This is a genomic window from Nonomuraea corallina, from assembly GCF_027620315.1.
Lineage (GTDB): Bacteria > Actinomycetota > Actinomycetes > Streptosporangiales > Streptosporangiaceae > Nonomuraea > Nonomuraea corallina.
This window is the reverse complement of the sequence record NZ_JAPNNL010000184.1, coordinates 1-14,556: the sequence shown is the minus strand read 5'-3', so window position 1 is coordinate 14,556 and position 14,556 is coordinate 1. Positions and strand designations below refer to the sequence as shown.

Sequence of the window (14,556 nt, the reverse complement as noted above, 5' to 3'; positions counted from 1 at the left end):
GGCGCGCGGAGGCGGGGGGTGCGGGTCCGATCTGTTAGGAAAGTTTCCTAAGAGTTGTGGCGATCGTAGCCTTGACACCACGGGCTTACAAGGCCCAATGCGACGCCGCCTCCGGCACCCCGCCACCTGACGGCGGCGGGGTGCGGACGGTTCAGTTCTGCCGCGTGATCCGGACGTCGTCGACCGCGGCCTCGACGAGCGAGGCGGTGGCCGCGTCCGCCGCGTCGATCAGGATGCGCACGGTCTGCCCCGCGAACGGGGTGAGGTCCGCGGTGGCCACGCCCCACGCGGCGTCTCTGTCGGACGCCGCGCCCGCCTGCTGGAAGACGGTCGACGTGGTGTTGCCCACGACCCTGACCCTGAAGTAGTCCGCGCTGGTCGCGTTCGAGCCGTGCGCCAGGTACCAGGACAGCGACAGGGAGAGCGTCCCGCCGGTGGGCAGCGTGATCGGCGGCGACTGGATCGAGGAGACGCCGCCGTCGAGGTCGTACGCGCCGGCCGAAGAGCCGGCCAGCCGGCCGGTCACCAGGTCGTTGCTGCCGCTGACCGTGGTGCCGAGCTGCTTGGCGCCCGAGGAGGAGGTGGCGGCGGGATCACCGCGCTCCCACTGGCCGAGGGTGGCGGTGTCGGTGCCGTTCGGGTTCGCCGTCCAGCCGGTGGCGGACTCGAAGTCGTCGGAGTAGACGGTCGTCGGCGGGGTGCCGGTGCCGCAGTACTGGGACTCCTTCCCGATGATCCGGTAGACGCAGTCGGAGTACTCCAGGAAGCGCAGCACCGCCTCCCTGTTGCGGGTGGTCTGCGGCCCGATCTGCTCGTCCGGCGGGTAGAAGCCCGGGCTGGCGCCGACCGGGTACATCTCGAACGTGTAGCTGAAGATCTTGTAGACGCCCCACAGCCAGTCGTTGATGGTGCCGTCGGTGATGTAGAGGTCGCTGGACTGCTCGGGGGTGTAGCCGTTCGTCGAGGCCATGTTCTGGCCGAGCGTGGCGTGCGCGTTCCGGTCGTCCTGCGTCAGGCCGGGCGCGGTGTCGTTGAAGGTGTAGCCGTACGGCCACAGGATCAGCTCGCTGTAGGTGTGCCAGTCGATGTGCGACTTGAGCTGCTGCACGCCGCCGACGACGCGGCCGCGCACCCAGTTCGCCACCGCCCTGACCTCCGGCGCCGACTCGGCCGACGGGCCCCGGTACGTCTCGCTGGAGGTCGAGCCCGAGGATCCGCCGCAGCAGCCCCACTGGTAGGCCCAGTTGCGGTTCAGGTCGGTGCCGATGGCGGAGCTGCCGCTGTTCGGCTGCCTGTTCTTGCGCCAGGACCGGTAGCTGCCCGTGGCGATGTCGTACTCGCCGCCGTCCGGGTTGAGGTCCGGCATGATCCAGATCTCCCGGGAGTTCACCAGGGAGGTGATCCTGGAGTCGCCGCCGTACCCGTCGGTGAGCAGATCCATGATGTACAGCGCCATCTCGACGGTGAGGTGCTCGCGGGCGTGCTGGTGCGCGGTGAACAGCACCTCCGTCTCGGCCTCGTCCGTGCCGACGTTGTCGCTGATCTTGACGCCGACGAGCTGCCGCCCCTCGTACGAGGTCCCGTACGTGAACTTGCTCGCGATGCCCGGGTGGTCGGCGACCAGGTCGTCGATGAACGCGATCATCTCGGCGTAGTTGTGGTAGGCGGAGTCCGATGGCGGGAAGTCAGCGACCGCGGCATCGGACGTGGATCTCGGGCGCGGGACCTCCGCGACCCGGAAGCCGAGGTTCCTGATGGCGGCGACCTCTGCTTCCGTGGCGGTGACCAGGACCGACTGGTCCGTCACCTCGTCGATGGCCGCGCCGGTGGCCGCGACGGCGCTGCGCTGCTGCGCGGTCGCCGGGCCCTGGACGCGGTACTGCTTGTTCGGGGGCGGCTCGGCGGCGGCCCCGGCCCCGGTGGCTCCGGTCAGGCAGGCCAGGGACAGGGCGGCCAGAAGGATGACTAATCGGCGGTACACCTCGTCCTCCTCAGGCGCGCGGGCTCGGTGTGACGCGCGCCTGACCTGAGAGTGAAGACGCCTCCTGCCTCAGGGAAGGCCCAATCTCGGCGCCCGGGAAGTGGGCGGTAATGTGAGGCGTCACCACAGCGGGACTGGAGCGAGGCGGGATGTTCTTCGGCATCACGGATATCTGGACGTACGTCATCGGCGCCTTCCTGATCATTCTCCTTCCCGGGCCCAACTCGCTGTTCGTGCTCGCCCAGGCCGCGCAGCACGGCGTGCGGCAGGGATACCGCGCGGCCGGCGGGGTCTTCGTCGGCGACACGGTGCTCATGCTGCTCTCCGCCGTCGGCGCCGCCTCGCTGATGCGTTCCACGCCGTTGCTGTTCACCGTCGTGAAGTACGCGGGCGCGCTCTACCTGGCCTGGCTGGGGCTCCAGATGATCCGGGGAGCCTGGCGGGCGTGGCGGAACAAGGACGTCGAGGCCGCCGTGACGACCGGCCCCCACCGGGTGACGCGCGCCCCGCGCCCGTTCGGCAAGGCGCTGGCGATCAGCCTGCTCAACCCCAAGGCGATCCTGTTCTTCGTGTCGTTCTTCGTCCAGTTCGTGGACCCCGGCTACGCCACGCCGGCGCTGTCGTTCCTGATCCTGGGTTCGATCATCCAGGTGTTCAGCGCGCTCTATCTCACGGGGCTGATTTTCTGCGGCTCGTTCCTGGCCGCCCAGTTCCGGGCCCGGCGGCGGCTCAACGCGGGCCTGACCTCGGGAGTCGGGGCCGTTTTCGTGGCATTCGGGGCATCGCTCGCGGCCTCGTCGCTCAGCTGATCGTCCCTCCGCAGCCATTCTGAACGTGTCAAAAGTGGCAGTCGCGGTCTGAGACCTCGGGTACGGTAAGCCACCGGTAAGCGCCCGGCAACCCACCAATGCGACGATCCGACAGTGCCAGGGTGTCCGCGAGGTGACATCGAGCGGTCCTTCCGGCAAGCCTGTCGGCCCGAAGCCGGGGTAGTCCCAGCCCGTCGGCCTATCTGCGGAGCAAGCGTTGAACCACCCTCCCGTCACCCTGCCTCGCCTGAGCGCCCTGGCCCGTCAGGCCGCCCCCCGGCTGCTGGAAGCCGTGGTCGCGCCCCTGGTCGTGTTCTATGCCGCGATGATGCTGCTGGGTCTGCACTGGGCCCTCGTCCTGACCTGCTCGTGGGTCTACGTGGGCGTGGCCTGGCGGCTCATCAAGCGGATCCCGGTGCCCGCCACGATGTACCTCGCGGCCGCCGCGATCACCCTGCGCACGGTCATCGGGCTGTGGACCGGCACCTGGGTGTGGTACTTCATCCAGCCCGAACTCGGCACCATCTGCATCAGCATCGCCTTCCTGGCGTCCGTGCGGCTGAACCGGCCGCTCGTGGAGAAGCTCACGCTCGACTACATCCACCTGCCGAACGCGGTGCTCAAGCACGAGCGGGTGCGCAAGTTCTTCGCCCGGATCACGCTGCTGTGGGCGTTCGTCCTGCTGATGAACTCAGGCCTGAGCATCGCGCTGGCGATCTACGAATCGCTGGCGGGCTCGCTCAGCGGCTACATCGTGCTGCGCACGTCAGTCGTGGCCCTGATAAGCGGCCTGGCGATCACCGTCTCCATCTTCGGCTTCAAGCGGCTGCTGCGCCGGCTGCACGTCGCGCACACCTGACCTCTCCGCCAGCAGGAACGCTCCAGCCATCCCCATCGCCATCCCGGCCAGCAGGCCGCCCAGCTCCAGCAGGCCGGGCAGTGCGGTGGACCCGGCGCCGAGCGGCGCGGCCGTCACCTTGACGATCATCGCGTACAGCCCCCAGGCGAACAGCGACCCCGACCCGAGCCAGGCCACGGCCAGCGGCCGCCAGAACGGCCCCCGCCCGCGCGCCCTCACCAGCACGACCAGCGCCGCGCCCGCCGCCACCGCCAGCACGCCCTTCACCCCCTGCTGGAGCGCGCCGGCCGGGGTCATCGTGTCGGCGACCTGCGGCGGCAGCCCGCCGCCGCCACCGAACGCCCAGAAGAGCCGGACGGCGGCGATGCCCGCCGCCATCAGCGCCGAGCCCCACGCGACCACCCGCTGGAACGGTCTCGTCGCCGACGGGTACGGCAGCCCCACGGCGGTGGTGAGGACGCCGGGCCAGCGGTCGCGGGCGTAGAGCGCGAACGCCGTCATGAGCCCGGCCCCCTGCCCGACGAACCCGCCGTAGACCACGACGTACACCCACGGCTCGATCGGCCCGGCCGCCTCGAACACGGAGGGCCCCTCGATCAGCAGCCCGAGCGGCGTGACCAGCACGATCACGCCGAGCAGGCCGGTGCCCACCCAGAGCGGCAACAGCACCAGCCAGGCGGGCAGCCGCATCCCCCAGCGCATGGTGAACCCCAGGGCCAGGACCAGCGCGACGGCCTCCATGCCGAACGTCATCGCGTTCATGCCGTACATCACCGAGCCCTCCATGAACTCGGGATCGGTGACGCCGAGCGAGTTGCCCGTCAACCAGAGGATCTTGAGCGTGAGGTACGGGAGCATGGCGGCGATGGCCACGACCGCCGCGCCGATCCGGCCGAGGCCGGCTGCCGGTGTCTCGTTCATGCCTTCGAGCCTGTCGCCCCGGGCGGCCGCGCCCCTCGCCCTGCGAGGGGATCCTCCTCCCCCGCGCGAGGGAGCCCGGCCCCCTCACCGGCGGTAGGGCAGGCCCCACCGCCAAGACGGATGCCCGCACCGGTGTGCGGGGCGCGCGAGCGCGCTTGGATCGAGAGGTGTCCGCCGGAGGTCGCGCCGCCGGCCCTGACGAACGTCGGGGCGGCGCGCGCCGATCGGCCGATGTGCCGGGACCTGCGGCGTTCCTGGATTCGCACGGCAAGGCCCTGACCCCGCTCGGGGGAGAGCCCGCGTCCGACCCCGGGACATCCCCGATGTCCGCCGGCACCTCTCACGGTCAGGGTGGGAGGGCGCGCCTACCGATGGGAGTTCACCTGATGTCGCACACCGTCCTGGAGTTCCTCCAGCAGGTGATGTCGTCGCCCTGGCTCTATCTGGCGCTGTTCGCGCTCTCCCTGCTCGACGGGTTCTTCCCCATCGTGCCCGCGGAGACGTCGGTGATCACCGCCGGGGTGTTCGCGGTGACCGGCGAGCCGAACCTCGCCCTGGTGATCCTCGTGGCGGCGATCGGCGCGTTCACCGGCGACCACATCTCCTACCTGCTCGGGCGCAAGGGCGGCCGACGGCTGCGCAAGCGCAGGGCGATGGTGTGGGCGCACGGCGCCCTCGCCGAACGCGGCGGCCTGGTGCTGGTGGTGGCCCGCTACATCCCCGGCGGCCGGACCGCGACCACGCTCACCATGGGCGCCGTCCGCTACCCGCGGCGCTCGTTCGCGTTCTACGACGCGATCGCGGCGATCTCGTGGGGGCTCTACTCGGGGCTGATCGGGTTCTTCGGCGGGATGGCGTTCGAGCGTGACCCCCTCAAGGGCCTGCTGCTCGGGCTGGGCCTCGCGGTCGGCGTCACCGCCGTCGTGGAGGCCGTCCGCTGGCTGCGCAGGCGGAGCGCCATCGGCGTCTCCCCCGCGCGGCTCCCCTCGGACACGTCGGTTTGACCTGTCCGGGCGACCATGCGGCTTGAAAGGAGTGAGGCATGACGGCACCGGCAGCGGTGATCGCCCTGATCGGCTCCCTGTTCTTCGCGCTCGGGGCCGCGCTGCAGCAGTTCGAGGCGGTCGGCGCGGACCGGCCGAAGCTGCTGGAGCTGCTGCGGCGGCCGCGCTGGCTGCTGGGCGGGGCCTCCATCCTGGCCGGCGGCGGGCTGCACATCGTGGCGCTCGGACTCGGCCCGCTGACCGTGGTCCAGCCGATGGGGGTGGCCAGCCTCCTGTTCGCGCTGCCGATCGCGGCCACCCTGCACGGCCGCAGGCCCACCACGTCCGAGCTGGGCGCGGCGGCCGTGGTCGCGGCGGGGCTGATCGGGCTCGTCCTGATGGTGCCCGAGTCGGCCGGGCCGGTGCGGTTCGACCTCGGGGAGCTGTTCACCCTGCTCGGCCTCTCCGGAGCCGCGGCGGCGCTGCTGTGGGCCGGCTCGCGGCCGGCCTCCCCGGCGGGCCGTGCCGCGCTGCTGGCCACGGCCTCCGGAGTCCTGTACGGCGCCACGGCCACGCTGGTGCGGGTGCTGGTGGACAGCGGCTGGAACTGGGCCTATCTGCTGGCGTTGCCCGTCCCCGCGCTGCTGGCGCTGATGATGCTGCAGCGTGCCTACGCCGTCGGCCACTTCGGCGTCTCCTTCGCCGCGTTGCAGATCGCCGACCCCGTCACCGCGGTGGCGTTCGGCGCGCTGTTGCTCGGCGAACCCCTCCCCACCGGCCCGGTCCCGATCGTGGCGGCGGCGCTGGCCGCCGCCGGGACCGTCGCGCTCGCTCGTACGACCCCGCTGGAAAACCGGCCTCCCCGGGCCGGACGCATTCTCGAAAGCTGAGGAGTCACCCCACCATGGCGATGCCCCTGCACCGGACCCGTCCGGACGCCGACCTCTCCCCCGTGCCCGAACGCCCGCGGCGGATCATGATCTCGACCGACACGTACCCGCCCGACGTGAACGGCACGGCCTACTTCACCCACCGGCTCGCCGCCGGACTCGCCGAGCGTGGCAACGAGGTGCACGTGGTGTGCCAGTCGGACCACGGCCCGGCCGCCGCCGACGTGGTCGACGGCGTGATCGTGCACCGGCTGCGGTCGGCGCCGCTGCTCGTCCATCCGACGATGCGGGTCGCGGTCCCCGCGCGGCTGGACCGGCTGATGGCCGCCATCGACCCCGACGTGCTGCACACCCAGGGACACTTCGTGGTCGGGCGGGCCGCCCTGGCCGCCGCCCGCCGCCGGGGCGTCCCGGTGGTGGCCACCAACCACTTCATGCCCGACAACCTCTTCCAGTTCGGCCGCGTCCCCGAGCGGCTGCGCCGGGGCGCGGGCCGGCTGGCCTGGCGCGACTTCGGCCGGGTCTACCGCAAGGCCGACCGCGTCACCACGCCCACTCCGCTGGCCGCCACCCTCCTCGCCGAGCAGGGCTTCGGCCGCGAGGTCGAGGCCGTCTCCTGCGGCATCGACCTGACCCGCTTCCACCCGCACGCCGAACCGAAGGCGTGGGCGCGCAAGCTGCTCGGCCTGCCCGACCGGCCGACCGTGCTGTTCGTCGGCCGGCTCGACGAGGAGAAGCGGCTCGCCGACCTCGTCCGGGCCATGCCGTACGTGCTGAACGACCTCGACGCCCAGCTCGCGCTCGTCGGCCGCGGCAACCGGCGCGAGGAGCTGGAGAGGCTCGCCGACCGGATCGGGGTGGCCGGGAACGTGTCGTTCCTGGGGTTCGTGGCCGACGAGAAGATGCCGCAGGCGTACGCGGCCGCGGACGTGTTCGCGATGCCGAGCGTGGCCGAGCTGCAGAGCATCGCCACCCTGGAGGCGATGGCGACCGGCCTGCCGGTGGTGCTGGCCGACGCGATGGCGCTGCCGCACCTGGTCAACGGCGACAACGGCTACCTGTTCCCGCCCGGTGACGTGACGGCCCTGGCCCGTCACCTGACCGCCGTCCTGGCCGACGGCGACCTGCGCGAGCGGCTCGGCCTCGCCAGCCGCGCGCTCGCGCTCTCCCACGACCACCGGACGTCGCTCGCCCGGTTCGAGCAGATCTATGACGAGGTGACCAGATGACCGTACGGGCCGCCACCGCCGTCTCCGTCACGGCGACGCTGACGTCCGCCTGCGCCCTCGGCTACGCCGAACTGGCGCTGCCCGCCCAGCCGCTGCTCAGCCACTTCGCGCTGGTGCCGGGCGGGCTGGCGCCGACGCTCCTCGGGATGCTCGCGCTGGCCGCGGCGTGCCTGTCCCTCGCGTACGGGCTGGCCGGGTCGGACCCGCGCGGCACGGCGGCGAGCCGGGTGCTGCTGCTGGCCGCGGCGGCCGGACTGATGCTCAGCGGGATCTTCCCGACCGACCCCGCCACGGCCGAGCTGAAGTCGCTGACCGGGGAGATCCACCGCTGGTCGGCGGCCGTGGTCTTCACCACCCTGCCGGTGGCGGGCTGGGCGCTGGCGCGCGGGCGGGCCGGCGCGGCGCGCTGGAGCGCCGTCCGGGCGCTGGCGGTGGCCGCCGCGCTGGTGCTGGCGGCGTACCTGGCCGCGCATCCCGCCTCCTTCACCTCGGGGTGGATCGGCGGGGCGGGCTATTACGGGCTGCTGGAGCGGGCCGTCGTGGTGGCGGACATGGCGCTGCTGGCGGTCATGGCGATCGCGGCGCCGCGGCCCGCAGCCGCGCCCGCCCCCGCCTCGGCCGTGACGGAACGCCCCGAGCGGCTGGCCGCCTGACGACGTTTCGACCGGGGTCGAAGGACTTGCCGCCTAGCGTGGCCGCATGGTCGACATCACCCGTCACGCCGAGGCCCTCGCGGTGCTCGCCGACAGCCGTTACATCCCGCCCCCGGTCAGGCAGGACGCCCCGGAGGGGACGCTCGCCTGGCTGCGCGCCCGCGCCTCCCGGTTCAGCACCGGGCAGGCGCACGCGGGGCGGCGGCGCCTGCTGGAGGACCTGCTCGCCGCCCTCGACCCGGACACGCTCCGGGACGCCGCCAGGGACCTGACGCTGGAACGGGACGGGCGCTGGGAAGGCGTCCCCGTGACGGTGCTCGGCCACGCACTCGGCTTCCGGGACCCCGGCCTGGCCTCGGCCGCGCGCACCGCCGCCCCCGGTTACCTGTCCGGCGAGGAGAAGCCGGAGGCCGACGCGGCGGTCCGGGACCTGTTCGCGGGCCGCGGTACCGCCGAGGACGCGGTGGCCCGCGTCACGCTGCTGCTGCAGGCGCACGACGCCACCGAAGGGCTCATCCGCAACGCGCTGCGGGAGGCCCGGCCGGGTGACGACGTGGCGCGGGCGCTGGAACGGACGCTCCGGCTGGACCCGCCGCTCACCGTGACCCGGCGGCTGGACCGGGAGACCGGAGCCGAGGTGCGGATCGACCTGGTCCGCGCCAACCGCGACGGCGAGCCGCACCTGACGTTCGGGGCAGGCGTGCGCCCCTGCCCCGCCGACCGCCACGCGACGGCACTGGCCACCGGAGTGCTGACGGCGGTCCTGACCCGCTGAGCCCCGCACGGCCGAGGCGAGGCCGGACGGGGGTCTCGGCGGGGTAGCGCGCCGGGCGGGATAATCGGGGCATGCGCTTCGAGATCCTCGGCCCCACCGCGGTGCGGGGTGCCGACGGTGCCGCCATCCCGATCGGCGGTCCCCGGGTCCGCGCGCTGCTCGCGCTGCTGGCACTGGAGCCGGGGCGGGTGATCGACGCCGACCGGCTCGCCACCGGCCTGTACGGGGAGGACCCGCCGGAAGGCGTGGCCAACGCGCTGCAGTCGCAGGTGTCGCGGCTGCGCAGGGCGCTGGGGCGCGACCGGGTCGAGTTCCACCCGGCGGGCTACCGGCTGGTGGCCGATCCGATGGACGTGGACGCGATCCGGTTCGAGCGGCTCGCCGCCGAGGGCCGGCGGGCGCTCGGCTCCGGAGACGCGCGGCGGGCGGCGGCGCTGCTGCGCGAAGGGCTGGCGCTGTGGCGGGGCAGGCCGCTGGCCGACGCGCCGCACGCGGGCGCGGCGGCGGCCCGGCTGTCGGAGCTGCGGCTGACGGCGGTCGAGGACCGCACGCAGGCGGACCTGGAGCTGGGCCGGCACCGTGAGGTGGTCGCCGAGCTGCGCCAGCTCGTCGCCGACCACCCGCTGCGCGAGCGGCCGCGCGCCCAGCTCATGCGCGCCCTGTACGGAAGCGGCCGGCAGGCGGAGGCCCTGGCCGCGTACGCGGAGGGGCGGCGCGTTCTCGGCGACGAGCTGGGCATCGAGCCGGGGCCGGAGCTGACGGCGGCCCACCTGGCGGTCCTGCGCGCCGACCCGGCCCTGGGACCGGCCGCCCCTCCCATCCCCGACCACGCCTCCCGCACGGTGGACGGCGCGACGGGCGGTCCGGTGAGTGGGACGCCGGGAGGGTCCGCCGTGGGTGGAGCCGGTCGTGGGGGTCGTGAGGGGGTCAAGCTGGGGACGCGGGCGCAGCTGACGAGTTTCGTGGGGCGGGGCGAGGAGCTGCGGCAGGTGAGCGCGGAGCTGGCCGCGTCCAGGCTGGTCACCCTGGTCGGACCCGGCGGCGCGGGGAAGACGCGGCTGGCCCTGGAGGTGGCCGAGCGGGCCGAGGGCGACGTGTGCCTGGTGCAGCTCGCCCCCCTGACCGCGGAAGGCGAGGTGACGCCCGCGGTGCTGACCGCGCTCGGAATCCGCGACCGGCACCGGCCGGAGCCGCCCCAGCTGGAGCCGGTCGAGCGCCTGGTCGCCGCGCTGGCCGGCCGTGACCTGCTGCTCATCCTGGACAACAGCGAGCACGTGGTCGAGGCGGTCGCGCGGCTGACCGACACGCTGCTGGGGTCGTGCCCGGGGCTGCGGGTGCTGGCCACCAGCCGGGAAGGGCTGGGCATCACCGGCGAGTCGCTGGTGCCGGTCGCGCCGCTGCGCCTGCCGCCGCCCGACGCGCCGGACCCGCTGGACTATCCGGCGGTACGGCTGTTCGCCGACAGGGCGGCGGCCGTGCGGGCGGGCTTCACGGTCACCCCGGACAACGCCGAGCAGGTGATCCGCATCTGTCACGCCATGGACGGTCTGCCGCTGGCCATCGAGCTGGCGGCGGCCCGGCTGCGCACGCTGTCGGTGGCGGAGGTGGCGGCCAGGCTGGACGACCGGTTCCGGCTGCTGGCGCGCGGCAGCCGGACGGCGCTGCCGCGTCACCAGACGCTCCGCGCCGTGGTGGCGTGGAGCTGGGACCTGCTGGACGGGGACGAGCAGCGGATGGCCGGGCGGCTGACGGTGTTCACGGGCGGCGCGACCGCCGAGGCGGCCGAGCGGGTGTGCGGGCTGCCCGAGGAACTGCTGTTCTCGCTCGCGGAGAAGTCCCTGGTGGAGGCCGTCGACGGCCGTTTCCGCATGCTGGAGACGATCCGCGCGTTCTGCGCCGAGCGGCTGGAGGAGGCCGGGGAGGCGGAGGCGGTCCGCGAGGCGCACGCCGCCTACTACCTGAATCTCGCGGTCGAAGCCGACGGCCATCTGCGCCGCGCCGAGCAGCTGGAGTGGCTGGCCCGTCTGGACGCGGAGAGCGACGACCTCAACGCCGCCGTACGCTGGACGACCGAGTCCGGCCGACTGGAGGCGGCGCTGCGGCTGGTGGGCTTCTGCGCCTGCTACTGGTGGATGCGCGGACACCGGACGGTCAGTTCGGCCCTCGGGCGGGAGCTGCTGGACCGCGTCGGCGAGACCCCGCCTGCGGGCCTGGAGGAGGAGTACGCCATGTGCGTGCTCGTGGCGGCCTGGAACGGCGTGAACGGCGCCTGGCTCAACGAGCGGCTCGAAGCGCTGCGCCCCTCCCGGACCACCGACTACATGCCGGCGAGGCTGGAGTTCCTCACCTTGCTGCTCTCCATGTTCACCGGCCCGCCCCCGGACGTGTCCACGGTCGCGGACCTGCGCGAGCTGACCGCGACGATGAACATGTCGCCCTGGTCGACGGCGCTCACCGGCTGCGGGTACGGGTTCCTGCTGCAGTTCGGGGGCCGGCCCGGCAGCGCGCTGGCGGAGTTCGAGCGTTCGCTGGCCGCCTTCCGCGCCATGGGCGAGCGCTGGGGCACCATGCTGGCGCTGTCGGCCCTCGCCGACCTGGCCGGTGATCAGGGGGACCACGCGACCGCGCTGGTCAGGGCGGAGGAGGCGCTGGAGGTGGCGCGGGAGCTGGGCGCGCCGGCCGACGTCGCGGAGGGCCTGTGCCGGCGTGCCGACGCCCTGGCCCGCACCGGCGAGCTGGAGCGGGCGCGGGTGACGTACGAGACGGCCGCGGACCTGTCCCGGCGGATAGGCTCGACCGACATGCTGGCCAGGGCGCACTGCGGGCTGGGCGAGGTGGCGCTCGCGGTGGGCGACGCGGCCGGCGCCCGTACGTGGCTGGAGCTGGCCCGCGAGGAGTGCCCCACGGCCTGGTACAGCGTGAGCGAGCTGAGGGATCGGATCACGGCCGGGCTGACGGCCGCGGCGGAGGCGGTCAGCGGACGGTAGGCCCGCGGTCAGCGGGCACCGCGACCGTGGACGGCATGACGAAGAAATGGTCCTGCCTGGCGATCTGCTGCCTGGCCACCCTCCTCCTGTCCGTGGATCTCACGGTGCTGCATCTGGCCCTGCCGCAGCTGGTCGCCGACCTCGGCGCGTCCTCCACCCAGTTGCTGTGGATCGGCGACATCTACGGGTTCGCGTTGGCGGGCCTGCTCATCACCATGGGCAACCTCGGTGACCGTTTCGGGCGCAAGCGGCTGCTGCTGATCGGCGCGGTCGCGTTCGCCGCGGCCTCCGCGCTCACCGCGTACGCGCCGAACCCGGAGCTGCTCATCGCGGCGCGGGCGCTGCTGGGCGTGGCGGGCGCGACGATCATGCCGTCCACGCTCGCGATCATCAGGAACGCGTTCACCGAACCGGCGGAGCGCACCACCGCCATCGGGATCTGGAGCGGGATGAGCGCCGCCGGGTTCACGCTCGGCCCACTGGTCGGCGGTCTGCTGCTGGACCACTTCTGGTGGGGCTCGGTGTTCCTGATCAACCTGCCGATCATGGCGTTGATCGTCGTCGCCGGTGTCCGGGTGCTGCCGGAGTCGCGCAACCCGTCGCCTGGCCGCGTCGACCTGCTCAGCGTGGCGCTGTCGTTCACCGGGATCGTGGCCGTCGTCTACGCGGTCAAGGAAGTGGCCGACAAGGGCCTGGGGCACGTGGACGTGGTGGCGGCGGGGGTGCTGGGGGCGGCCTGCCTGCTGGTCTTCGTGCTGAGGCAGACGCGGCTGGCGGAGCCGCTGGTCGACGTGCGGCTCTTCAGGCGGCGCGCGTTCTCGGCGTCCATCGGCACCAACCTGCTGGCGATCTTCACGATGATGGCCATGTCGATGTTCTTCGCCTGGTACTTCCAGCTCGTGCTGGGCTGGTCGCCGCTGCAGGCGGGGCTCGCGGGACTGCCCGGCGGGCTGAGCGGGGCGATCGGCGGCGTGCTGGCCGGGCCGCTGGTGAGCCGCATCGGCAGGAACGGCGTCGTGGCGCTCGGCCTGCTGATGAACGCGGGGGCGTTCTTCTACTACTCCACGCTCGGCCTGGAGGTCAGCTACCCCGTCATGGCCTGCGCCATGATGGTGGGCGGCATGGGCATCGGGCTGGCGTTCACCGTCAACAACGACAACGTGCTGGCCACCGCGCCCAGGAAACGCGCGGGGGCCGCGGCGGCGGTCTCGGAGACCTCGTTCGAGCTGGGCGGCGCGCTCGGCATCGCGATCCTCGGCACGGTGCTGAACAGCGCCTACGCCGGACGCCTGGAGGTGCCCGCCGGGGTGCCGGCCGAGGCGGCGCGCGAGTCGATCGCCGGGGCGCTGACCGTCGCCGAGTCGCTGCCCGCCGCGCAGGCCGGTCAGCTCGTGGCGGCGGCGCGGGAGGCCTTCGTCCACGCCGTCAACGTCACGGCGCTGACCACGTCGGTGATGCTCGTGGTGGTGGCGGCGCTCGCCCTGGTGGGGCTGCGCGGCGTGCCCAAGGTCATTCCCGAGGAGGACCTCGCGCGGGCGCACTGACCCCGCCGGGGAGGCGGCGTCACCTCACAGGTGCTCGCGCAGGAACTCCGCCGTCGCCGCGACGGCCTGTGTCACGTACGGTTCGCGGTCGTACAGGTCGGCGTGCCGTCTGGCGTCCAGCCAGACCAGCCGCTTCGGCTCGTCCAGCCGCTTGAACGCCTCCTCGGCGCCTTCGGGCGAGCAGAACCGGTCGGCCACGCCGTGCACGAGGAGCGCCGGCTTGGGCGACAGGAAGTCAGCGCCGATCATGTGGTCCATGGTGATCAGCTCGCGGACGCTCGCGCTGGTCACCCGGTTGACCCAGTGGGCGGAGGCGGAGCGGCCGGTGCCGAAGTAGTCGAGGAGCTCGGCGCCGGGCATGGCGGCCTCCCCCTCCTCGGCCACCGCCGGGACGTAGGCCACGGGACCGCCCAGGTCCTGCCGTTCGAGCACGTCGGTGAGGGCGGCCAGGGCGGCCTGGTAGTCCGTGCCCGTCCGCGTCGTGTACGGGTTGTGGTACGCCCCCGCGATCCCGGCGAACACTTTCACCCGAGGGTCGAAGGCGGCGAACTTGAGCGCGTAGCCGGCGCCCAGGCAGATGCCGGCCACGCCGATCCGCTCCCCGTCGACCTCGGGCCGCGAGCGCAGGAACGACACCGCCGCCCGCAGGTCGTGCAGCTTGCCCTGCGGGTCCTCGTGGCAGCGCGGCTCCCCGCCCGACTCGCCCCAGTTGCGGTGGTCGAAGGCCAGCGTGACGAACCCCTCGGCGGCCAGCAGCTCCGCGTACCGGCCGGTCACCTGGTCGCGCACCCCGCTGAGCGGCCCGGTGAGGACCAGGGCGGGGCGCGGTCGCGTACCGTCGGGCACCCGCAGGTCACCGACCAGCGGCAGGCCGTCCACGGCGAACTCCATCCTCATCCCTCCAGTGTGAGGGACCGGGCCCGCG

At 73.3% G+C, this 14,556-nt stretch carries 12 protein-coding genes; 9 read left to right on the top strand and 3 right to left on the bottom strand.

Going from position 1 to position 14,556, the window contains the following annotated elements; all coding sequences use genetic code 11:
- Nucleotides 1-151: 151 nt before the first annotated feature.
- Entirely contained in the window at nucleotides 152-1,981 is a 1,830-nt protein-coding gene (locus OUY22_RS31040; protein ID WP_270158789.1) for a M14 family zinc carboxypeptidase, read from the bottom strand.
- 149 nt (nucleotides 1,982-2,130) lie between these two features.
- Here OUY22_RS31040 and leuE point away from each other — a divergent pair, with 149 nt between their 5' ends.
- Entirely contained in the window at nucleotides 2,131-2,790 is a 660-nt protein-coding gene (gene leuE / locus OUY22_RS31035; RefSeq protein WP_270158787.1) for a leucine efflux protein LeuE, read from the top strand.
- Between the two features lie 217 nt (nucleotides 2,791-3,007).
- The gene (locus OUY22_RS31030) at nucleotides 3,008-3,649 is read left to right on the top strand and encodes a VC0807 family protein (protein ID WP_270158786.1); all 642 of its coding nucleotides are present in this window, start codon (nucleotides 3,008-3,010) and stop codon (nucleotides 3,647-3,649) included.
- Here OUY22_RS31030 and OUY22_RS31025 read toward each other — a convergent pair.
- A complete protein-coding gene (locus OUY22_RS31025; RefSeq protein WP_270158785.1) occupies nucleotides 3,557-4,570 on the bottom strand; it encodes a hypothetical protein in 1,014 nt (337 codons plus the stop codon). The two genes, OUY22_RS31030 and OUY22_RS31025, sit on opposite strands and share 93 nt — an antisense overlap.
- A 386-nt stretch (nucleotides 4,571-4,956) precedes the next feature.
- On the opposite strand from OUY22_RS31025, the gene OUY22_RS31020 reads away from it, so the two are divergent.
- The 7 genes from OUY22_RS31020 to OUY22_RS30990 all read left to right on the top strand — a co-directional run bounded on the left by OUY22_RS31020 (nucleotide 4,957) and on the right by OUY22_RS30990 (nucleotide 13,631).
- The gene (locus OUY22_RS31020) at nucleotides 4,957-5,574 is read left to right on the top strand and encodes a DedA family protein (RefSeq protein ID WP_270158784.1); all 618 of its coding nucleotides are present in this window, start codon (nucleotides 4,957-4,959) and stop codon (nucleotides 5,572-5,574) included.
- A gap of 38 nt (nucleotides 5,575-5,612) precedes the next feature.
- Nucleotides 5,613-6,443 carry a DMT family transporter gene (locus OUY22_RS31015; RefSeq protein ID WP_270158783.1) on the top strand — a complete coding sequence of 277 codons (831 nt, stop codon included), beginning with the start codon at nucleotides 5,613-5,615 and terminating at the stop codon, nucleotides 6,441-6,443.
- A gap of 20 nt (nucleotides 6,444-6,463) precedes the next feature.
- Nucleotides 6,464-7,672 carry a glycosyltransferase gene (locus tag OUY22_RS31010; RefSeq protein ID WP_270158790.1) on the top strand — a complete coding sequence of 403 codons (1,209 nt, stop codon included), beginning with the start codon at nucleotides 6,464-6,466 and terminating at the stop codon, nucleotides 7,670-7,672.
- Complete coding sequence (locus tag OUY22_RS31005; protein WP_270158782.1) at nucleotides 7,669-8,325, top strand: DUF998 domain-containing protein; 657 nt, start codon at nucleotides 7,669-7,671, stop codon at nucleotides 8,323-8,325. Before OUY22_RS31010 ends, OUY22_RS31005 begins: the two co-directional genes overlap by 4 nt.
- Before the next feature lie 46 nt (nucleotides 8,326-8,371).
- On the top strand, nucleotides 8,372-9,100 hold the full coding sequence (locus tag OUY22_RS31000; protein WP_270158781.1) for a cytochrome P450 family protein: 729 nt from the start codon (nucleotides 8,372-8,374) through the stop codon (nucleotides 9,098-9,100).
- A gap of 71 nt (nucleotides 9,101-9,171) precedes the next feature.
- Nucleotides 9,172-12,087: a BTAD domain-containing putative transcriptional regulator gene (locus OUY22_RS30995; protein ID WP_270158780.1), complete on the top strand. Its 2,916-nt coding sequence runs from the start codon at nucleotides 9,172-9,174 to the stop codon at nucleotides 12,085-12,087.
- A 35-nt stretch (nucleotides 12,088-12,122) separates the two neighbouring features.
- On the top strand, nucleotides 12,123-13,631 hold the full coding sequence (locus OUY22_RS30990; RefSeq protein ID WP_270158779.1) for a DHA2 family efflux MFS transporter permease subunit: 1,509 nt from the start codon (nucleotides 12,123-12,125) through the stop codon (nucleotides 13,629-13,631).
- 24 nt (nucleotides 13,632-13,655) lie between these two features.
- Here OUY22_RS30990 and OUY22_RS30985 read toward each other — a convergent pair whose 3' ends face one another.
- Nucleotides 13,656-14,528 (bottom strand): alpha/beta hydrolase, encoded by an 873-nt coding sequence (locus OUY22_RS30985; RefSeq protein ID WP_270158778.1) that lies wholly within the window; start codon nucleotides 14,526-14,528, stop codon nucleotides 13,656-13,658.
- Between the last annotated feature and the right edge of the window lie 28 nt (nucleotides 14,529-14,556).